This is a genomic window from Collinsella sp. CLA-ER-H2 (assembly GCF_040092405.1).
In the GTDB taxonomy this organism is placed as follows: domain Bacteria; phylum Actinomycetota; class Coriobacteriia; order Coriobacteriales; family Coriobacteriaceae; genus Collinsella.
Genome location: NZ_JBBNLO010000022.1, coordinates 1 through 21245, shown reverse-complemented (window position 1 = coordinate 21245; position 21245 = coordinate 1). Strand labels below are relative to the sequence as shown.

At 61.1% G+C, this 21245-nt stretch carries 16 protein-coding genes and 3 tRNA genes; 11 read left to right on the top strand and 8 right to left on the bottom strand.

The window, feature by feature from the left end; all coding sequences use genetic code 11:
- Nucleotides 1–10: 10 nt before the first annotated feature.
- The 4 genes from sufB to sufU are packed head-to-tail and all read left to right on the top strand — an operon-like array spanning nucleotide 11 to nucleotide 4443.
- A complete protein-coding gene (gene sufB / locus AAAX59_RS07280; protein WP_349071290.1) occupies nucleotides 11–1423 on the top strand; it encodes a Fe-S cluster assembly protein SufB in 1413 nt (470 codons plus the stop codon).
- Entirely contained in the window at nucleotides 1423–2694 is a 1272-nt protein-coding gene (locus AAAX59_RS07275) for a SufD family Fe-S cluster assembly protein (protein WP_349071289.1), read from the top strand. The genes sufB and AAAX59_RS07275 overlap by 1 nt, the downstream gene beginning before the upstream one ends.
- Nucleotides 2691–4016 carry a SufS family cysteine desulfurase gene (locus AAAX59_RS07270; RefSeq protein WP_349071288.1) on the top strand — a complete coding sequence of 442 codons (1326 nt, stop codon included), beginning with the start codon at nucleotides 2691–2693 and terminating at the stop codon, nucleotides 4014–4016. Before AAAX59_RS07275 ends, AAAX59_RS07270 begins: the two co-directional genes overlap by 4 nt.
- Nucleotides 4009–4443, top strand: a complete 435-nt coding sequence (gene sufU / locus AAAX59_RS07265; protein WP_349071287.1) for a Fe-S cluster assembly sulfur transfer protein SufU — start codon at nucleotides 4009–4011, stop codon at nucleotides 4441–4443. Before AAAX59_RS07270 ends, sufU begins: the two co-directional genes overlap by 8 nt.
- A 660-nt stretch (nucleotides 4444–5103) precedes the next feature.
- On the opposite strand, the gene AAAX59_RS07260 is transcribed toward sufU, so the two are convergent.
- A complete protein-coding gene (locus AAAX59_RS07260) occupies nucleotides 5104–5916 on the bottom strand; it encodes a transposase (protein ID WP_349071286.1) in 813 nt (270 codons plus the stop codon).
- A gap of 404 nt (nucleotides 5917–6320) precedes the next feature.
- On the opposite strand from AAAX59_RS07260, the gene AAAX59_RS07255 reads away from it, so the two are divergent.
- The 4 genes from AAAX59_RS07255 (at nucleotide 6321) to AAAX59_RS07240 (ending at nucleotide 9860) form a co-directional block, all read left to right on the top strand.
- The gene (locus tag AAAX59_RS07255; RefSeq protein WP_006235554.1) at nucleotides 6321–7055 is read left to right on the top strand and encodes a nitrogen-fixing protein NifU; all 735 of its coding nucleotides are present in this window, start codon (nucleotides 6321–6323) and stop codon (nucleotides 7053–7055) included.
- Nucleotides 7056–7073: 18 nt separating this feature from the next.
- Nucleotides 7074–8078 (top strand): GGGtGRT protein, encoded by a 1005-nt coding sequence (locus tag AAAX59_RS07250; protein ID WP_117640944.1) that lies wholly within the window; start codon nucleotides 7074–7076, stop codon nucleotides 8076–8078.
- A gap of 255 nt (nucleotides 8079–8333) precedes the next feature.
- Nucleotides 8334–9026 carry an FAD-binding protein gene (locus AAAX59_RS07245; protein WP_349071285.1) on the top strand — a complete coding sequence of 231 codons (693 nt, stop codon included), beginning with the start codon at nucleotides 8334–8336 and terminating at the stop codon, nucleotides 9024–9026.
- The gene (locus AAAX59_RS07240) at nucleotides 9027–9860 is read left to right on the top strand and encodes an FAD-binding protein (protein WP_349071284.1); all 834 of its coding nucleotides are present in this window, start codon (nucleotides 9027–9029) and stop codon (nucleotides 9858–9860) included.
- A gap of 214 nt (nucleotides 9861–10074) precedes the next feature.
- Here AAAX59_RS07240 and AAAX59_RS07235 read toward each other — a convergent pair.
- The 3 genes from AAAX59_RS07235 to AAAX59_RS07225 all read right to left on the bottom strand — a co-directional run bounded on the left by AAAX59_RS07235 (nucleotide 10075) and on the right by AAAX59_RS07225 (nucleotide 10368).
- Nucleotides 10075–10150, bottom strand: a tRNA-Lys gene (locus tag AAAX59_RS07235).
- A gap of 43 nt (nucleotides 10151–10193) precedes the next feature.
- A tRNA-Lys gene (locus AAAX59_RS07230) sits at nucleotides 10194–10269 on the bottom strand.
- A 22-nt stretch (nucleotides 10270–10291) separates the two neighbouring features.
- Nucleotides 10292–10368, bottom strand: a tRNA-His gene (locus AAAX59_RS07225).
- A 166-nt stretch (nucleotides 10369–10534) separates the two neighbouring features.
- Here AAAX59_RS07225 and AAAX59_RS07220 point away from each other — a divergent pair.
- Both AAAX59_RS07220 and AAAX59_RS07215 read left to right on the top strand, forming a co-directional pair.
- Complete coding sequence (locus tag AAAX59_RS07220; protein WP_349071283.1) at nucleotides 10535–11716, top strand: aminotransferase class I/II-fold pyridoxal phosphate-dependent enzyme; 1182 nt, start codon at nucleotides 10535–10537, stop codon at nucleotides 11714–11716.
- A 141-nt stretch (nucleotides 11717–11857) separates the two neighbouring features.
- The gene (locus AAAX59_RS07215) at nucleotides 11858–12748 is read left to right on the top strand and encodes an ROK family protein (RefSeq protein WP_349071282.1); all 891 of its coding nucleotides are present in this window, start codon (nucleotides 11858–11860) and stop codon (nucleotides 12746–12748) included.
- A 113-nt stretch (nucleotides 12749–12861) separates the two neighbouring features.
- Here the strand turns inward: AAAX59_RS07215 and AAAX59_RS07210 are convergent, their stop codons facing one another.
- The 4 genes from AAAX59_RS07210 to argS form a co-directional block, all read right to left on the bottom strand.
- Complete coding sequence (locus tag AAAX59_RS07210; protein ID WP_349071281.1) at nucleotides 12862–13311, bottom strand: VanZ family protein; 450 nt, start codon at nucleotides 13309–13311, stop codon at nucleotides 12862–12864.
- 7 nt (nucleotides 13312–13318) lie between these two features.
- Nucleotides 13319–14719: a hypothetical protein gene (locus AAAX59_RS07205; RefSeq protein WP_349071280.1), complete on the bottom strand. Its 1401-nt coding sequence runs from the start codon at nucleotides 14717–14719 to the stop codon at nucleotides 13319–13321.
- 313 nt (nucleotides 14720–15032) lie between these two features.
- A complete protein-coding gene (gene rho, locus AAAX59_RS07200) occupies nucleotides 15033–17474 on the bottom strand; it encodes a transcription termination factor Rho (RefSeq protein ID WP_349071279.1) in 2442 nt (813 codons plus the stop codon).
- Nucleotides 17475–18397: 923 nt separating this feature from the next.
- A complete protein-coding gene (gene argS, locus AAAX59_RS07195; protein WP_349071278.1) occupies nucleotides 18398–20251 on the bottom strand; it encodes an arginine--tRNA ligase in 1854 nt (617 codons plus the stop codon).
- A 342-nt stretch (nucleotides 20252–20593) separates the two neighbouring features.
- On the opposite strand from argS, the gene AAAX59_RS07190 reads away from it, so the two are divergent.
- A complete protein-coding gene (locus AAAX59_RS07190; RefSeq protein WP_006235480.1) occupies nucleotides 20594–21079 on the top strand; it encodes a CarD family transcriptional regulator in 486 nt (161 codons plus the stop codon).
- The last annotated feature ends 166 nt before the right edge of the window (nucleotides 21080–21245 follow it).

Genomic DNA, 21245 nt, shown 5'->3' with positions numbered 1-21245 from the left:
GGGCGACGCAATGACCAAGAACCGCACCGAGGTCGCGGACATCGACCGCAGCCTCTACGACTTCACCTATGGCGAGGAGGGATTCGAGCGCCTCGACGCCGGCATCACGCCCGACATCGTGCGCGAGATCAGCGCCAAAAAGGACGAGCCGCAGTGGATGCTCGACCTGCGCTTAAAGTCCCTCGAAATCTTCAACCGCTTCCCGGATCCGACGTGGGGCCCCTCCATCGAGGGCCTGGACATGGATAACATCGTCACCTACGTCAAGCCCAACACCGACCAAAAGCACGACTGGGAGTCGGTGCCCGACGACATCAAGAACACCTTTGAGCGCCTGGGCATCCCCGAGGCCGAGCGCAGCTACCTGGCAGGCGTCGGTGCTCAGTACGACTCCGAGCTCGTCTACCACAACATGCAGGACACCGCGTCCAAGATGGGCATCGTGTACTCCGGTATTGAGGAAGCCCTGCACGACCCGCAGTGGGAGCCGCTCATCCACGAGAAGTTTATGACGCTCATCCCGCCCACCGACCACAAGTTTGCGGCCCTGCACGGCGCCGTGTGGTCGGGCGGCTCGTTTGTCTACGTTCCCAAGGGCACCAAGTTGGACTTCCCGCTGCAGAGCTACTTCCGCCTTAACGCCAAGGGCGCCGGCCAGTTTGAGCACACGCTCATCATCGTCGAGGACGATGCCGACCTGCACTTTATCGAGGGTTGCTCCGCGCCCAAGTACAACGTGGCCAACCTCCACGCCGGCGCTGTGGAGCTCTTTGTGGGCAAGCGTGCGCACCTGCGCTACTCGACTATCGAGAACTGGTCCAAGAATATGTACAACCTCAACACCAAGCGTGCGCGCGTGGACGAGGACGGCGACATCGAGTGGATCAGCGGCTCCTTCGGCAGCCACGTGGGCTACCTCTACCCCATGAGCGTGCTCAACGGCCGCCGCGCCCGCTCGAGCTTTACCGGCATCACCTTCGCCGGCGCCGGCCAGAACCTCGACACCGGCTGCAAGGTCGTGCTCAACGCGCCCGAGACCTCGGCGACCGTCGAGACCAAGGGCATCTCCAAGAGCGGCGGCATCCAGACCTTCCGCAGCTCCATCGTGGCCACGCCCAAGGCCGAGGGCTCCAAGGCAACCGTGAGCTGCCAGTCGCTGATGCTCGACGACCAGAGCCGCTCCGACACTATTCCGGCCATGGACATCCGCGCCAAGAACGTCGACATCGGCCACGAGGCCACCATCGGCCGCATCGGCGACGACAAGGTGTTCTACCTGATGAGCCGCGGTATCTCGGAGGAAGAGGCCCGTACCATGATCGTCAACGGCTTTGCCAACCCGATCTCCAAGGAGCTGCCGCTTGAGTACGCCGTCGAAATGAACAACCTGATCAAGCTCGAGATGGAAGGAGCGATCGGATAATGAAACAGACCACGAACACCGCTGCTACCACCCTTGAGCAGGTCAATGCGATGCCGGCTGCCACTTGGGGTTGGCTCAAGATGAACCAGACCAAGCTCGAGCTCTCTGACGAGCTTGCCGCCGCTCCCGCCGAGACCATTGAGGTCGAGGGCTTGGATGCGCAGTTTGCTGGCACGGTCGACGCCTTCGATACCGCCATGGACGCCATGGCCGAGCGCTTCCCCGAGCGCCGCGCCTCCGCCCCCGGTGATGCTGCCGACCGCGCCCGCATCACGCCCGAGACCGAGCTCGACGTGCCCGCCACCTCCATCTACCAGGCCGGCGCCATCAAGCTCGAGGAGGAACTCTCCCCCGCTGAGGCCTTCGAAACCGGCATGGGCGAGGCTGCCTACGCCTACTTGGCCGAGCACGCTACCAAGCGCATCGTCATCGATGTACCCGCATACAAGCACGCCACGGTTACCGCGCGCGTGAGTGGCGTCGACGCTGCCGCGGCCATCGCCGCCATCGATGTCGTCGCCCGTCCGCAGGCAACGCTCGACCTGCAGATTGCCCTGGACTCCCCCGTTGCCGGCCAAGGCGTCGTGGGCTCCGCGCTACGCGTGTGCGCCCACGAGTACGCCACCGTCAACGTGACCTGCACGCAAACGCTCGACGATAGCTGGATCGCGCTCGACGACACCGGCCTGTTCCTGGACGAGGGCGCGCGCGTCAACGTGCAGCACACCGTCCTGGGTGCCGGCGCCAGCGCCACCGGCCTTGCCGGCGACCTGCTGGGCGATACCGCCAAGGTCACCATCGATACTGACTACCTGGGCGCCCGAGAGCAGGTGCGCGACTTTAACTACGAGCTGCGCCACCGCGGTCGCAAGACCGAGTGCGAGATCGACGCCAACGGTGTGCTGACCGGCACGTCCAAGAAGGTCTACCGCGGCACCATCGACCTCGTGCACGGCTGCAAGGGCGCAACCGGCACCGAGCGCGAAACCGTGCTGCTCGCCAACAAGGGCGTCGACAACAAGACCGTCCCCGTCATCCTCTGCGACGAGGACGACGTTGCCGGCAACCACGGCGCTACGATCGGCCACGTCCGCGACGAGCAGCTGTTCTACCTCGCCTGCCGTGGCCTTGACCAAAACGCCGCCGAGGACCTGTTCATCCGCGCCAAGCTGGAGGACGCCGCGCTTTCCGCGACCGACGAGCGCACCCGCGCCGCCGTCGTCCGCTTGGGCAACAACCTGATCGATAACTTTGAAGAGGAGCTCGCATGATCGACACCGAGCACGTTAAATGCGATACCTGTACCGCACCGGAGCCTATGGAGCTCGACGCCAGCGACGAGGCCTCGCGCGGCTGGCCTACCGTCGACATCGAGACCAATCCCTACAAGGCACAGTTCCCGCTGTTCCAGCAGCACCCCGAGATCGCCTTCCTCGATAGCGCCGCCACCGCGCAGCGCCCCGCCTGCGTGCTCGACGCCGAGCGCGACTTCTACCAGCGTATGAACGCCAACCCCCTGCGCGGCCTGTACTCGCTATCCGTCGAGGCCACCGAGGCCATCGCGAAGGTCCGCCGGCAGATCGCCGACCTCATCGGCGCTCCCCAGGCCAACGAGGTCGTCTTCACTCGCAACACGAGCGAGTCGCTCAACCTGGTCGCCAAGAGCTTTGCACCCACGGTGCTCGAGCCCGGTGACGAGGTCGTCATCACCATCATGGAGCACCACTCCAACCTAATCCCGTGGCAGCAGGTCTGCCGCAAGACCGGCGCCAAGCTCGTCTACCTCTACCCCACCAAGACCGGCCAGCTCACCACCGAGGAGGTTCTTGCCAAGGTGGGTCCCAAGACCAAGATCCTGGCCGTGGGACAGGTCTCCAACGTGTTGGGCGTCGAGAACCCAGTCAAGAACCTCGGCAAGCTCGTGCACAAGTACGGCGGCTACCTGGTCGTCGACGGCGCGCAGTCGCTGCCGCACATGCCGGTCGATGTGGCCGACCTGGGCGCCGACTTCTTTGCCTTTAGCGCGCACAAGGCCATGGGCCCCATGGGCATCGGCGTGCTGTGGGGCAAGATGGACCTGCTGAACGCCATGCCGCCAGTGCTTACCGGCGGTGAGATGATCGATTCGGTCACCGAGCAGGACGCCGTCTGGGCGCCCGTTCCCGAGAAATTCGAGGCCGGCACGCAGGACGCCGCCGGCATCTTCGCCACGGGTGCCGCCCTTGATTACCTGGTCAATACGGTGGGTTACGAGAACATCCAGGCCCGCGAGCAGGCACTCGTCCACTATCTGATGGGCGAGCTCATGCAGCTCGACTTTGTCCAAATCATCGGTTCCATCTACTGGGACAACCACCACGGCGTTGTGAGCTTTAACGTCAAGGGAATTCACCCGCACGACGTCGCGAGCATCATGGACATGGACGGCGTCTGCATCCGCGCCGGCCACCACTGCGCGCAGCCGCTGCTCACCTGGCTGGGCGTCGAGAACCTTGCCTGCTGCCGCGCCAGCGTGGCCTTCTACAACGACAAGGCCGACATCGACAAGTTCATCGCCGGCCTGCATCACGTTTGGAGCACGTTCAATGGGTAATCTGTACACCTCCACCACATTTATGGAGCACAACTCGCACCCCGACTATAAGTACGAGATGGATGCTCCCACGCACGAGCACGACGGCATCAACCCCAGCTGCGGCGACGAGCTCACCTTGCAGCTGCGCGTCGAGAAGGGCGTGATCGAGGAGGCCTCCTTTACCGGTCATGGCTGCGCCATAAGCCAGGCCAGCGCCGACATCATGGCCGACCTCATCACCGGCGAGACCGTCGAGGAAGCTCACCGCTTGGCAGAGCTCTTCCTCGCCATGATCCGCGGCGAGAAGCTCTCCGAGGACGACTTGGAAGACCTGGACGAAGCCGCCCAGCTCCAGGACATCTCGCACATGCCCGCCCGCGTCAAATGCGCCGAGCTCGCCTGGCGCACCCTCGACGGCATGCTCGAGGGGCAAGCTAACCAGTAGCGTATGCCCCGAATCCAAGGTTTTTGATTGCCGAGCCGCCCGATACGGGCGGCTCTGTTTTTTCCTAATGAGCACAGATGCACAAAGTCCGCGCGTCCGGCGCCCCGTCTGTCATTTACCACACGACCAGACGCGAACACGGGCGTTTTCCACAGCACCAAAGGCCTGCGGCAGGGCCCCGGGCCCGCCAAGCAATGCGCCAAGCCCCGTTCTACGAAGCTCCGACTCGCTTCGCGCCTGCCGCAGACGGGTACCATGGGGAGCGGCGTGCATTTTTGCGAGTATTCAGCATGCAAAGCTGTGTGCATACGCATCGGAAGCGTTAATCAACGTCTTTAGGCGCATATATATTGTGTTTTAGAACAAGCATCGCGGTCTGACGGGACGCAGGCACGTGCTTCGGGGGCGCAACGGCAGGAATCAATAGCTTTGGGACCCGTATGTTGCAAGATTGCGGCGGTGCCGACAGCAACACGATGCTGAAAACTCGGTTTATTGCACGGCGCAGACGAGGGTAGGCACGGGCAAATCCGGACTGAGCCGTTATTTTATGCAAGATGGCGATTGTTCTATGCATATTAAGAAGTGCAGTTACCGTACCAAGCTTTTGAACGCTGGTTGCGGCGTATGGACGACCCCAGCTGCAGTGAACAGGCGACCCTACATCACGTTTCCGCCAGCCCTCATCGCCGTTCGCGCGCGGGCGCGCACGATACGAGAGACGGTACTTTTGCCAATCTCGGTATAGCGCTCAATCTGGCGCACCGTAAAGCCGGCATTGTTCAATCCAACAATAACGGTATCGCGCTGCGCCAGCGGTGCGGCTTTAACCCCGCGAAGCGGAACCCCGAGCTCCTTCGCCATCTTGTCGGCAAAGGCGTGGCGTTCCCACTCCGTCTCTTTCATATCGCACAGTGCTGGCTCACTGCCGTCGGGCTTCGAAAGCGAATGGGCAATAAAGTCCTCGGCAGAACCAAAGAGCTCAAGCACGCAAGAAGGATCAGAAAATCCCCTCGCGACATCAGCCGCGTCACCGTCGTAAGCGCACAAATGCTCCGCGAAGCTGCTCCAGGGATAACGCTCGATTAGGCTAACGCCCGCATCCTGCGGATCGGCGTGTACGGAGCGAATAGCCTCCATCACCTGCCAGTCGGTATCGAGCGAGCGCCGGTCAAAACGGTTCTGGAACAGATGGCCTGTGCGCCCCGTGCGTTTATTGAACCGCCGCGCGTACGTCAAAAGCAGCCGATGCATCGCCGCACTCATCCTGTCCTCGTAATCTGCAAGCACCAAATGCACGTGATTGCCCATAAGGCACCAGGCGATAACCGTCACACCCTCCTCGCGGCAGCAATCGCGCATCAGCTCCAAAAACTCCCACCGGTCGTCATCGCACTCAAAGATGAGCTGCTTGCCCGTACCGCGGGCACAGACATGGTAAAAGCCGGTAACCGTTCTCCAAACGCGCTGCATGGCGCTCCCTTCGCCGGGATCTGCTTGCCATCCAATACAGCACGATTGAAGCGTGCCATCAAAACATTCACGCAAAACAATACACTCGCGCGGCCAAAGGCAGTAAACAGGCGGCGAACGGCACCGTTGCAACAGGTCAACCCCTGCAACACTTACAAGAGCCGACCAAAAGCTTGCCCAAGACGGACCCCCCTCTACGGAAGTTCTCGACCACAGAACATAGCGTTAAACCGTTTCAATTAAAACTTCCGGACTTCTCGCTACGAAAACTGAGCCGTTCGCCGAATATTCCGTGCATTTCGCGGTATTATAGGGGCTGCATGTCATGTCCCTTTCGAAGGGTCGCCCGGCAATCGCCAGCCACGACCCCCAGACGGGACGCCAACACGATAGAGAGGAGAGGCATGCAGTACTCACAGGAAGTGGAGAACATGTGCCCCGTTGCCAAGGGTGCATACCACGGCCCCGCACCCATCCCCGAGGAGGGCAAGTGGGTCCAGGCTAAGGAGATTTCCGACATCTCCGGTCTTACGCACGGTGTGGGTTGGTGCGCACCTCAGCAGGGCGCCTGCAAGCTCACGCTGAACGTCAAGGACGGCATCATCGAGGAGGCCCTCGTTGAGACCATCGGCTGCTCGGGTATGACCCACTCTGCCGCCATGGCTTCCGAGATCCTTCCCGGTAAGACCATCCTCGAGGCCCTCAACACCGACCTCGTCTGCGACGCCATCAACGTTGCTATGCGCGAGATCTTCCTGCAGATCGTTTACGGCCGCAGCCAGACCGCGTTCTCCGAGGGCGGCCTGCCCGTGGGCGCCTCCCTCGACGACCTCGGCAAGGGCCTTCGCTCTCAGGTCGGCACCATGTTCGGCACCAAGGCCAAGGGCGCTCGTTACCTCGAGCTCGCTCAGGGCTACGTCACCCGCATGGCTCTCAACGACAAGAACGAGATCATCGCATTCGAGTTCCTGAACCTCGGCAAGTTCACCGACGCCGTCAAGGCCGGCAAGACCCCCGAGGAGGCCATCGCTGGCGCTATGGGCCACTATGGTCAGTGGGAGAACGCTGCCAAGTACATCGACCCGCGCACCGACGAGGAGACTCACTCCGTCGCCAGCGTGTTCCCGGTTCACGAGTAGAAAGGGAGGGAAATAACTATGACTGTTACGTTCGAAGGTTACGAGCGCCGCGCTGACAAGATCAACAAGTGCCTCGCCGACAACGGCATCGCCTCCCTCGAGGAAGCTCTGCAGATCTGCACCGACAAGGGCTTCAACCCGCGTGAGATCGTCAACAACACCCAGTCCATCGCCTTCCAGAACGCCGAGTGGGCCTACACCCTCGGTTGCGCTCTCGCTGTCAAGCGTGGCGCCAAGTCCGCTTCTGAGGCTGCCGCCATCATCGGCGAGGGCATCCAGGCCTTCACCGTCCCCGGCTCCGTCGCCGAGGACCGCAAGGTCGGTCTGGGCCACGGCAACCTGGGCGCTATGCTGCTCTCCGACGACACCGAGTGCTTCGCCTTCCTGGCCGGACACGAGTCCTTCGCTGCCGCTGAGGGCGCTATCGGCCTGGCTCTGAACGCCAACAAGGCTCGTAAGAAGCCGCTGCGCGTTATCCTCAACGGTCTGGGCAAGGACGCTGCTCAGATCATCGCCCGCATCAACGGCTTCACCTACGTGAAGACCCAGTTCGACTACTACACGGGCGAGCTCAAGGTCGTCGAGACCATCCCCTACTCCGATGGTCCCCGCGCTGCCGTTAACTGCTACGGCTCCGACGACGTCCGCGAGGGCGTTGCCATCATGTGGCACGAGAACGTCGACATCTCGATCACCGGTAACTCCACCAACCCCACGCGCTTCCAGCACCCCGTCGCTGGCACCTACAAGAAGGAGCGCATCGAGGCTGGCAAGAAGTACTTCTCCGTCGCTTCTGGTGGCGGCACTGGCCGTACCCTGCACCCGGACAACATGGGCGCCGGCCCTGCCTCTTACGGCATGACCGACACCATGGGCCGTATGCACTCCGACGCCCAGTTCGCCGGTTCTTCCTCCGTGCCTGCGCACGTCGACATGATGGGTCTCATCGGCATGGGCAACAACCCTATGGTCGGTGCCACCGTCGCCTGCGCTGTCGCCGTCGAGGAGGCCCTCAAGGCCTAATCGCGCCCGCGCGATGCTCATATAGTTGAGCTTTAGAGCCGCCACCTTTCGAGGTGGCGGCTCTTTTTGTTTGTGCTGTCACAGGGCAGCAAATGCCGATATATCAGTTGAGGCGAAATACCTGATGTGATGAGATGGAGCGTCAGAGCGTCCATGACGCCCACCTGCCATATTTGCCCTTTACCGATTTGCCGAGTCTTTGCGGCCCCATTGCCGATCACCCGTGCGACAATGCGCGAACGAGAAAGGAATCCAATGGAATCGACTGATGTACTGGTAATTGGATCTGGCATTGCAGGCCTTTGCGCCGCCATAGAAGCAGCACGCGCGGGCGCAACCGTTGCCATCGTAAGCGCCGGCATGACTATGAGCGGATCGAGCTTTTTCCCGGGCACCTGGGGCCTGGGCCTCATCGGTCCCACCGACACAGCCGACGAGCAGGACCTCATCGACACCATCCAGGCCGTGGGCGGCGGCGTTGCCGACCCTACGCTCGTCCAGACGTTTGTCCACGGTATTCCTCAGGCCATCCAATGGCTCGAGCGGGATCTAGGTGTTGAGCTCCAGCGTCCGCAAAGTGCCGAGAGTGCCCAGCAGAAGCAGTTTATCCCCTGCTTTGACCATAAGACGCGTATGTGGCGCGGCCTCACCCGCAAGCCCCTTGAGGACGCTCTGACGACCCAGATCGAGTCGCTCGGCATTCGCCCGCTCCCCCTCCACGAGCTTATCGACCTTGTTGAAGATACGAACGGAAAGATTGTTGGCGCCGTGCTCTACGACCGCGCAAACGAGCATCTCGTGCCTATGGCAGCCAAGGCCACTATCATCGCAGCCGGTGGCACAGACGGCCTGTTCGAGCGCAGCCTCACTTCCGCCGACGTGCTCAGCTCCTCGCAGGCCATCGCACTGGTGCACGGTGCGTCCCTTACTAATATAGAGTTCATGTAGATGATGCCCGGCTTCATTGAGCCTAAGCGCAACCTTGTCTTTAACGAGAAGACCTGGCGCTACGTCACATTTGACCAACCGGTCGATATTGCCGACGAAAAGCTAGAAAATCTACTTGAGCAGCGCTCCGGATATGGTCCTTTCACCTCGCGCTTGGCCTCCCGCGCCATCGATCTTGCCATCGATCAAGCGGGTGCCGAAGGCCTCGCGCTCCACTACGACTTCCCCCGCGAGAACGTCCCCGAGTTTGTGCAGACCTTTGCCACTTGGCTACAAGACGAGCATAGCATCGCGCCGACCGACGAGATGCGCGTGGCGATGTATGCCCACGCCGCCAACGGCGGTATCAAGATCGACAAGACCGCGTACACGGGCGTTGAGGGACTCTATGCTTGCGGCGAGGCGACAGGCGGCATGCACGGCGCCGACCGCATCGGCGGCCTGTCAAGCGCCAACGGCATCGTGTTTGGGCGCATCGCTGGCGCATCGGCAGCCCTTGCAGCGCAGAAAGAGCCTGAGGCAGCCCTGAAGGCGGATATCGCCCTCCCCCAGTACGGCATTGCCACAACAGATGCCGAACGCCTGACGCACGGCCTCAAACACACGATGAGCACCTATTGCATGATCAACCGCACAGAGACGGGCCTATCCGAGGCACTGCACGAGCTTGAGGGCTTGAAGACGGAGGCAACGACCTTGAGCACGCAGAAAGTCCTGGACAGCGAAGTCGCAGCCCTCGCCCGCCTGCAATCGCAGATTCAACTAGCACAGGAAATGGTCAAAGCCATGCGTAAGCGAACCGAAAGTCTCGGATCGCACTATCGAGCAGACTAAATCGATTCTCACTTTGAGTTTGATCACAACTTCTCAACATGCATCGAGCCCCGTGAGCATAATTCTCATAAGGAGAGCACGTTTATGGGGCTTTAGCCGTGTTTCCCTAAGGGAATCACGGTGCAGATTACTCAGCTCCGCGCCCTTTCGGGTTCGACCCCATGCAAGGTCAACAAAAAAGCGACCAGCCGAAGCCAGTCGCTTTACAATGCCTTGGTGGGCCGTCAGGGGGTCGAACCCTGGACCTTGGGATTAAGAGTCCCCTGCTCTACCAACTGAGCTAACGACCCAAAGCTAAAGTCCGTTGTGACGGACTTTAGAGGAGATATCGTGTGGTGGGCCGTCAGGGGGTCGAACCCTGGACCTTGGGATTAAGAGTCCCCTGCTCTACCAACTGAGCTAACGACCCGATATCAACACGAAGCAAGAACTGGGGTGGGTAAAGGGACTCGAACCCTCGACCTACGGGACCACAACCCGTCGCTCTAGCCAACTGAGCTACACCCACCGTGTCCTGTGCGCTTCGCACTCGACTATTATTGCAAGGAACGCCACGCGATGCAAGCCCCAATTTTCAAGAATTTTGAAAAGAGTTTTTCGAGACCATTTCGAGCAAATCCCACCGGTTTCATAGGAGTAAACTTGCCCCACTGCAAATCCTCGAAAGGACCGTCATGAAAGAACTCTCCAACCGCACGGCAAGATTTACCGATTCGGTCATCCGCCGCATGACACGCATCTCCAATAAGTACGGCGCTGTCAATCTCTCACAGGGCTTCCCTGACTTCGATCCCCCGGCGCAGCTGCTCAACAGCCTGAGCACCATCGCCGCCGATCCCAAGCCGCTCTATCACCAGTACTCCATCACCTGGGGCTCCCAGGCCATGCGCGAGGCGCTCGCCGCCAAACAGGAGCACTTTATGGGCATGCCGGTGAACCCCAACGAGAATATCGTAGTCACCTGCGGCTCCACCGAGGCCATGATGGCCGCCATGATGACGGTCACGAACCCCGGCGATAAGGTCGTCATCTTCTCGCCGTTCTACGAGAACTACGGCGCCGACACGATCCTTTCGGGTGCCGAGCCCATCTACGTGCCGCTCAACCCGCCCACATTCGACTTTGACCGCGAGGTGCTCGAGGCGGCCTTCCGCGACAACGATCCCAAGGCCATCGTCCTGTGCAACCCTTCCAACCCCTGTGGCAAGGTCTTTACGCGCGAGGAGCTCACCTTTATCGCCGACCTCTGCAAAAAGTACGACGCCTACTGCATCACCGACGAGGTATACGAGCACATCGTCTACGCGCCCCACGAGCACGTCTATATGGCCACGCTGCCCGGCATGTTCGAGCGCACCATCAGCTGCAGTTCGCTGTCTAAGACGTACTCCATCACCGGCTGGCGTCTGGGCTACACCATTGCCCCGGCCCAGATCACCGAGCGCATCAAGAAGGTCCACGACTTCCTCACCGTGGGTGCCGCCGCTCCCCTGCAGGAAGCTGTCGTCACCGCCCTCAACTTCGACGACAGTTATTACCAGGAGGTCCTCGACCTCTACACCGCCAAGCGCGACCTGTTCTGCCAGGGGCTCGATAGCATCGGTCTTGAGCACAACGTACCGCAGGGCGCTTACTACGTCATGATGGACATCTCTAAGTTTGGCTATGACAGCGACCTCGAATTCTGCGAGGATCTCGCGTCTAAGGTGGGCGTGGGCGCCGTGCCCGGCTCGAGCTTCTTCCGCGAGCCCGTCAACCATCTGATTCGTTTCCACTTTGCCAAGCGAGACGAGACGCTTAACGCGGCGCTGGAGAACCTCAAGTCACTACGTGATAAAATCAAGCCGCGCGGGTAAGGACGGCCCAGCAACTAAAGTAACCAAAGAAGCCTCGCACCGCCCGCCGCGTTGCGAGGCTTCTTTTTATAACGCTTTCTTAAATAGTTTAGAGCCCTATACTTTAGTCACGGAGCAACTCGTCCCAGAGAGAGGAATACTATGGCAGAACAGCAGCTTATCGGAGCGCTCGAGGCCGGCGGCACCAAGATGGTCTGCGCAACGGGCTATGCAGACGGTACGGTCCTGGAGCGTGAGCAGATCGCGACCACGACCCCGCAGGAGACCGTTGAGGCCGTCAACGCATGGTTTGCCGACAAGGGCATCGCCGCGCTGGGCATTGGCGCCTTTGGCCCCACCGCAGTCAACCCCGCCTCGCCCCAATACGGCAAGATCCTGGAGACGCCCAAAACGGCATGGCGCTACTTTGACCTGCTGGGCACCATCCAAAACAAGCTCAATATTCCCTGTGGCTACGATACCGACGTCAACGTCGCCTGCCTGGGCGAGGTCACCTTTGGTTGCGCCCAGGGCCTCACTGACGTTGTCTACCTGACCATCGGCACCGGCGTGGGCGCCGGCGTGCTCTCGGGCGGCCAGCTCGTGCACGGCATGATGCATCCCGAGGCCGGCCACATCCTGGTCACGCGCGACCCGCGCGACACCATTGGCGAGCACAGCGCCTGCCCCTTCCACGACAACTGTCTCGAGGGCCTCATCGCCGGCCCCGGCGTTAAAAAGCGCTGGGATGGCAAGAGCGCCGGAGACATGGCCGATGACCCGGAGGCCATGGACCTGCTCGCCGGCTATCTGGCACAGGCGCTCATGACCTACACGCTGTGCTACGCGCCGCAAAAGATCATCATCGGCGGAGGCGTGGCCGACCACACCCCCATCGTGCCGCTCGCACGCAAAAAGTGCGCTGAGATGCTCAACGGCTATATAGTCACGCCCGAGGTCAACGACATCGATAGCTACATCGTCAACAACAGCCTCGAGGGCAAGCAGGGCATCATGGGCTGCCTGGCCCTGGGCGCGCAGGCGCTTCAGTAACAGACGCACCCACAGGGCGTGGCGCGCCCGGCAAATCCAACCTACGGAACGACGCCACCACGCCCTATATAAGCCTTCTAATAAAAAAGGCCGCCTAGGACCAAGCATACGTCCTAGGCGGCCTTTTTGGCACATATGAGCGATCGTTGTAGATATCGGAGCACAACGCCCGTTGCCGCTCCACAGCAGTCGATCATCACATCGGTGATCATGCCGGCGCGTCCCGGCACAAAGAGCTGAATCGTCTCGTCGATCGAGGGAATCAGCAGCAGGAACACCGCCGTGGGCAGCAGCACGTCAAAGGTGCGCCGGCCCTCAAAATCAAAGGCGTGCGTTGCCAAGATGCCGAGCACCATATACTCGGTAAAATGCGCGCACTTGCGAACAACAAAGTTGGTCACCCATTCATATGGAAGTCCCACGCTGTGCAGAAAACCGCGGATAGCTTCCATGACCGTTAGGCTCAGCGAGCCCGACCCCGAGCCGGGAACCAGCGAATTGTCCCAGATCAAGAGCGCCATCAGGCAGGTTACAACCGCCCATTTTCGACTGATCTTAACCATGCAGAAGTTATGCCTCCGCGCGGAGCGGCGCGAAGCTGGCGGTACCGCCCTCGATAACGCTCAGATAAGCACGGCCCGTACGCTTGGCTGTTGAGGACTGCAGGCGCTCGATCTCTTCCTCGAGGATCTGATTGACGCGCTCGTGACGACGGTTTTCCATAATGCCGGCGGCAATAGCCTCGGCCCGCTCGATGCTCTCGCGCGAGATACGGGCAGTATCCTCGGGGAACACAGCACTGTGACGGCCGACATAGGCGGGGGCAGCAGGCTGAGGGGCAGCGACGGGAGCGGGGGCTGCAACAGGAGCAGGCTCGTCAATCTCATCCAGAATCGCGGTGGCGGCGGCCCACATGTCCTCGTGGCCCGAGTAATCGGCCATGGGAACATCAACCTCGAGCGAGGCGTCCGGAAGGTCGCCGGTGTCGATGCGATCTTGGGCATCAATCGATGCGGTGATGGCTGCAGGCTCATCGAGGTCATCGAGATCGATGTCCGCGGCACCGGAGATGATAGGCATGCTGGCGAGGTTTGCATTGTACGGCGCAGCCTCAGCCGCCTGCTGCTGGGCAGGAGCGCCCCACAACGAGCTTTCGGCGGCACGGCGAGCGGCAACGGCCTCCTCGTCCGCAGTCATGGCTTCATCAACGTACGAATTGTCGGCAGAAGCGTTCGCGTCCGCCGAGGTAGCGCTGTAGGCGTTATTGGCTGCCGCGTTGGCAACGAGTGCCACGAAAGCCGCCGTGCTGCCCGCAGGGGCGGCCTGTGAGCCAGACACGGCGCGTGCCGCGGCGGCGATGTCGTCGCGATTGAAGGAGCCGGTCTGCCCGCCGTTGGTGAGCTCGTCGATGGCGACTTGATAGACGTCGCGCGAGTGTGCAGGGTCGCAGCTCACCGGCGAATCGTCGTCGAGCATACTGTCGATCATGGACCAAGCCTCGTCCTCGTCCATAGCATCTGCGGCTCGAGCGATGGTAGGGACACCATCATCGGCATGACGGCGCTGGAACGCACCAGTCAGGCCGGAAAGGAATGCCGAGGTAGACTGCTCCGCCTGAGCCTGAGAAGCAAAAGCCGCAGCGTAAGGAGTCGCATCCTGCTGCTGAGCTGGAATCGAGGCGGTCTTGAACTCGCTTTGATGCTGATTGAGATTGGCGGCACCGCCCATGGCATCGGGCTGGAACAGACGCTCTTCACGCTGCGCACGATACTCGGAGATACCCAGCGAGGCGGCATAGATACCCACGCCCGCCACCGCGCCCACGGCGAAGGGAACCGCACCCGCCACGACCGTCTCGTTCACAGACGAAAACGGCAGCGTCGCGGCATACATAACCACGGGAGCGGCAAGACCGATCCCGCACGAAAGTCCGGCAAGGACTGCTCGTTGTGTTGCATCAGAAGAAGCCATGAGCTCTCCCCATCTTCCAGCACCCAAATCGCATCATTCAGTTGGCTGCGCGAGAGAAGATGAAGCGGGGCTATGCCCCAAAGCAACGGTATATGGTTCGTTTCATCTGCGTTTTCCGTCGCGAAGCTTAAAAGCTATTATGCGAAACCGCCCTGTCGATTGCAAGCGACGATGTCGGATTGAAACGGGAAACCTGCTGCTTGCCAGTCTTATGGTCAAAAATAAGCGCGGAGCGGCGATATGGAAAAGGGCCGAGGCTCAAAGCCCCGACCCTTTATCGCATTGATGGCTATCGCTGCGTGTGGATGACAACCTAGAACGTCTGCTCGTAGTCGCTGTGCTTTTTGGCCGAACGCACCAGGAACTCCTGGTTGGTGTTGGTGCCCTTAAGACCCTTGATAAACGATGCGGCTGCGCGCTCGGTGTTGTTCATGCCGGCAAGAATGCGACGCAGGCCAAAGACAAACGGACGCATCTGCTCGTCAACCAACAGGTCCTCGTTACGCGTACCGGAGGCAACGGGGTCGATAGCCGGGAAGATGCGGCGATCGGCCAGGTCGCGGTCGAGCTTAAGCTCCATGTTGCCGGTGCCCTTGAACTCCTCAAAGATGACTTCGTCCATCTTGGAGCCGGTATCGATGAGGGCAGAGGCCAGGATGGTGAGCGAGCCACCGTTCTCGATATTGCGGGCTGCGCCCAGGAAGCGCTTGGGCGGATACAGTGCCGCCGAATCGACGCCGCCCGAAAGGATGCGGCCCGAGGCGGGCGCCGCCAAGTTGTAGGCGCGGGCAAGACGCGTGATGGAGTCGAGCACCACCACGACGTCGCCACCCAGCTCCACGATGCGCTTGGCGCGCTCGATGACGAGCTCTGCCACACGAGTGTGGTTGTCGGCGGGCATATCGAAGGTCGACGCCACAACCTCGCCCTTGATGGAACGCTGCATATCGGTGACCTCTTCGGGGCGCTCGTCGACGAGCAGGCAGATGAGGTGCACCTCGGGGTTGTTAATCGAGATAGACTGGCAGATCTTCTTGAGGATCGTGGTCTTGCCGGCCTTGGGCGGGGACACGATCAGGCCACGCTGACCCTTGCCAATCGGCGACACGATGTCGATGGCGCGACCGGTAATGGAGTCCTTGCCGTGCTCCATGCGCAGCGGCTCATTGGGATAGACCGGGGTGAGGTCGCCGAACTTGGGACGGTTGCGAATCTGCTCGGGGTCCAGACCGTTGACGGTCGTGATTTTGGCGAGGCCGGCGCGCTTGTCGCCGCCGCGCGAAGGACGCAGCGAGCCCTCTATGACGTCGCCCGTGCGCAGGCGCGCGGAGCGGATGAGGTAGGCGGGCACGAAGGCGTCGTCGTTGGACTTCATGTAGCCATGGGCGTGGATGATGCCGGAGTTGTCCGGGCGAATCTGCAGAATGCCCTTGATGTCGCGGAAGCCCTCGGCCTTCGCGGCGGTGGTGTAGATCTCTTCGACGAGTTCGGCCTTCTTCTTGCCGGTCGTCTCAATCTCGAACTCCTTGGCCTTCTCACGCAGCTCGACGACCTTCATGGCCGCGAGCTCCTCGCGCGAAAGCGTGGGTTCGGTGGGGGCGGCATTACGCTCCTTATTGCGCTGCTTGCGATCGCGCTGACGGTTGCGGCGGTCGTTGTTACGGTCGTCCTTGCGTTCGTTGCGCTCGTCATTGCGCTTGTGTTGGCGACGGTTGGGGCGAGCGCCGTCTTCGCCCTCGGCGGGCGCGGCACCATCGGTTGCGGTGGCGTCAACATTGGCCGCAGCGGCGTCATTGGCCTCGGCGCCGGAATCAATCTGCGCTTCGACATCAGCCTGATGCTCGGACGCCTTGGCCTTAGCGGACTTCTTACGACCGCGCTTGGGCTTCTCGGACGCAGGCCGTTCGACGTCTTGGGGCTCGGCGGCATCAGTCGATGCATCGACGGTCGTCTCGGCGGAATCCTCGGACGCACCCTTCTTGGCAGTCTTGGCCTTGGACGTGCGCTTAGCAGCAGTACGATGGCTGCGACCAGGACGGACGTCGGCGGGCTCGACATCGGCAGAAACGGCCTCGGAAGTCGTAGCATCCTGGACGGGTGCATCGGCAGCGGTTGCAGACTCGGCGGTCGCCGCAGCATCCCGAGCGGCTGCAGCTGCGGCTGCGGCCTTCTCTGCCTCGACGAAGGCCTTGGGCTTGCGACCGCGACGGTGCGGGCGCAAAGCCGGATCGACAACGGGAACTTCGCTGGCCTCGACAGACGCAGCGGGCTCAGCAGGCGATGCGCCCTCCCCTGCCGCGGAACGAACCGAAGCCTCGGTGAGCTCGGGGGTTACCTGTTCAGCAACCTGCTCGGCCTTAGCAGCCGTGCGACGGCGTGTGCGCGGCGCCGGCTTCTCGGTCGGCAGGTCGGCGGCAGGCGTCTCGGTGGCGGCAGGCGTCTCGGGCACAGACGGAGCTGCAAGCTCGGTCAGAGCCGCGGCCTCTCGCTCGGCAGCACGACGGCGGGCGCGCACCACCTGAGCCTCGCTAATCTGCGCCAACGCACGCGCCTGCGCGACCTCATCGGAAATCGGCGCCGAGGAGTCAGCCGCAACGGTGCGCTTGGCGCGAGTCGTGCGCGTGGTGCGGCGCTTGGGCTTGGCGACCTCCTCGCCGTCAGCGGCAGACTTGGCCGTGCGGCGCGTGCGCTTGGGCTTTGCCGGAGCAGCCTCCTCACCAGTTGCAGGCACGGCCTTCTCAGCCGTTGCAGGCATAGGCGTCGAAGCAGCCTTAGGCGTCTCAGGAGCCGAGGCTTGCGCGGGCACCGCGACCTGGTCCGACGCAACCGGTGCAGCGGGAGCGGCCTGCGTCGTAGTTATTTCGTTTTCTTGCTGTTGATCAGACACAGTGTTTGCTCAACTTTCTTTTCAAGCCCTGTGATCACATGCTCCCTGCATAAACCTTCAGGGCGGCTAAACAGTCTAGTTCCGTTCAAGACGACGGACATCATTGATCTGTATCGAGATGATTGCGTCAATTACGCAGCGTTAGTGTAACACAACCGCCGCCACCTGCAACTTAGTCATTGGGGACGTTCTTAAACGCCCAGTCATCAGGGACACTCCTCCTCAAAAGCGCCTTGAAATGTCGCGCCAGAGGAGTGAAGCCGTGGCACCTGGAATAGCCGCGCCACGAATCGCGCCCATCTGCTACGTTTGCCCCGAGCCCCTGACCATACCCTTGTTTTTTCAAAAACAACGAGTCTGCTACCTGCGGTTTTAATATCGTACTTTTCGGCATGGTTCGGGATATGCGTCCAAACGTAGGAGATGAGCCCAATTCGTGACGGACGGTATCCCGCCACCCCTCTTCGAGACAAAAATGATCCGTTTTCCTCCGTCCCCAAGGGACAATTTTCAAAACTACGCCGGATTACGGGGCCAGGATGCTGCAAGCCAACCATACCCTGCATTATCAAGAAACAATAAGCCATCTACCTGCGGGTTTAATTTCACTATTGGCACCATGGTCGCCAGTTGGCGATTCAGCCCCGTAAACCGGTATAGTTGCGATTTGGTAGCATTTCCCAGCAAACCAAATAGTCTCACCAAACGCAAAAAGCCCGACCTCCGCATGATGGAGATCGGGCTTATAGGGCTCAGCAAAGCCGAACCTACACGGTCAAATGATCCGTAGCTTACATCTGCTCGGGAGCGGAAACGCCAACGAGGGTGAGCACCAGGGCGAGCGTCACGCGGACGGCATCGCAAGCGGCCAGACGGGCGCGCGAAAGCTCGGGGTCGACGGGACGGCCCTCGCTCGGCAGCACCTGACAGGCAGCGTAGAAGCTGTGGAAGTCGCCGGCGAGTTCCTCGGCAAAGTGCGTCAGACGGAACGGGGCGCGGTCGCGAGCGCAGCTGGCGATGAGGTCGGTGAGCTCGTTGAGCTTACGCGAAAGGGCGAGCTCGGTCGGGTCGGTCAGCAGCGAGTAATCGACGTTCTCACCGATGGCCTTGGCGGCGACGGCCTTCATGCCCATCTCGTCAGCCTGCTCGGGCGTAACGTCAGCGGCACGGCGCAGGATGGAGCACACGCGGGCGTGAGCGTACTGCACGTAGTACACCGGGTTGGAGTTGTCGCGCTTCTTGACGGCCTCAATATCGAAGTCGACCATCTGGTTGGAGCTCTTGGAGATGAGGGTGTAACGGGCAGCGTCGGAGCCGACCTCGTCGACGAGCTCCTGCAGGGTCACCATGGTGCCCTTACGCTTGGACATACGGACGGGCTTGCCGTTGCGCAGCAGGTTGACGAGCTGGCCCAGCAGAACCTCAAACTTGCCGGGGTAACCCAAGGCATCGCAGACGCAGCGGACGCGCTCGATGTAGCCGTGGTGGTCGGCGCCCCAGATGTCGATGACGTGGTCGACGCGCTGGAACTTATCCCAGTGATAGGCGACGTCGGAGGCGAAGTAGGTGTACTCGCCGTCGGACTTGATCAGCACGCGGTCCTTGTCGTCGCCCAGATCGGTGGAGCGGAACCACAGGGCGCCGTCCTTGGTATAGAGGTAGCCCATCTTGTCGAGCTTCTCAAAAGCGCGGTCGACGGCGGAGGTGCCGGCGGTCTCGCCCTCGGTGTCCTTCACATACAGCGAGCGCTCGGAGAACCAACGATCGAAGTCGCAATTGACGGCGTGGCAGAGGTCGCGCATGTTGTCGACCATCTTTACGTAGCCGCGCTCGCGGAAGCTCTCCATGCGCTCCTGAGGATCGGCGTCGACCCACTTATCGCCGTCGGTGCGCCAGAACTCAGCAGCCTCGTCGATGATGTAGTCGCCGCCGTAGGAGTCCTTGCCCAGGGTCTCGGCAAAGTTGTCCTGATACGGATGGGTCTCGGGATGCTCGTCGTTCTCGTCGGCGACAAAGGCGTCGCGGTCGGCGATCAAGATCTTGTGAGCCTCGTCGATATCCACGCCCTGCTTGGCGATGATGTCGGCAAGCTGCATATAGCGCGTGCTGATGGAGTTGCCGAAGGTGTTCATCTGAGAGCCGTGGTCGTTGATGTAGAACTCACGCTGGATGTCGTAACCGGCGTGGTCCATAACACGGCAGAGCGAGTCGCCCAGCGCGGCCCAGCGGCCGTGGCCAATGTGCATGGGGCCGACGGGGTTGGCGGAAACGAACTCGACCTGGGTCTTCAGGCCACCACCGACGTTGGACTTAGCGAAGTCCATGCCCTTCTCGCGAGCCTCGCCAAAGATGGCATTCTTGACGGCAACGGAGAGGTAGAAGTTGATGAAGCCAGGGCCTGCGATCTCGACTTTCTCAATCGCGGGGTCCTCGGGCATATGGGCAACGATGGCCTCGGCGATCTTGCGCGGGGCGCAGTGGGCCAGCTTGGCGGACTTCAGGGCCATGGTAGAGGTCCACTCGCCATGAGAAGTGTCAGCCGGTCGCTCGATAGCGCAATCGTCAAGTTCAAATGCGGAAAGGTCGCCGGCCTCCTGGGCCGCAGCAAGCGCAGCGCGTACCAGCTCTTCAATCTTCTCGGGCATAGATCCTCCTTGTGTTAAAGCCCCCGAGCTCTTGGTCACTCGTAGGGCAAAAGCCAGAGTTTGTAGCACTCTATCACAAGCGACGGGCACTGTCGCAGGGTAAAGCCAATCGATATTGCATATGCACAAAATTGACTACAGCTTGTATGGAGTCACTCAAAGATGCCGGTCTGCCTGCAGATTATGCAGGCGTTGAAAATGCATAAAGGTGTGAATGAGCTGCGTCTGTTATCGAATACTCTTACCTATCGGAGTTGTGTGCTTTTCCTGCATAAAGTGAGAATTTGCGCACGTCAGTGTGTTATTCTAGACATACGTAAATTCGTATAAGTTGGAGGTAGCATGTTCTCAATCGGTCAACACGTCATTCATCCGGGCCAGGGAGTCTGCACCGTCGTCGGTTTTAGGGACGACACACCGCAGCCCATGCTGCTGCTCGAGACCAAGCAGGGACATGCGCAGACGATCCTCATGTACCCCGTGGCGCAGGCCGACCGTCTGCACGCCGCCATCTCTCAGCAAGATGCCGAGCACCTGCTGAGCCACTATGACGAGCTGGAGTGCGACACCTTTACCGAGCGCAACAGCTCGCTTGAGGAGACACACTTTAAGCAGCAGCTCAAGCTGGGCGCGCCCGAGACGGTCCGCGTGGCAAAGACCATGATGCACCGCATTCGCCAGGCCGAGGAAGCTGATAAAAAACCCAGCTCCTACTACATGCGCGTACTCAAGGAGGCCAAACGCCGCTCCATCGAGGAGTTCGCCGTGGCCCTTGGCGTCACCGAGGAGGCCGCCGAAGCCCGCCTAGCCCAAGCCGCCCTCAACTAACCCATCCGCGCCAAAAACCACCACAAAGGGAACAGTGAACTGCGCCCCGAAACTTGGACTGAATAAATAGCGACTACGCCGCAAGGGCCCGGTTCCGGAACTCCTCCGGCGTCAGGCCCTTCAATCTTACCTGCCTGCGCCGCGTGTTCCAATGGGCTATGTACCC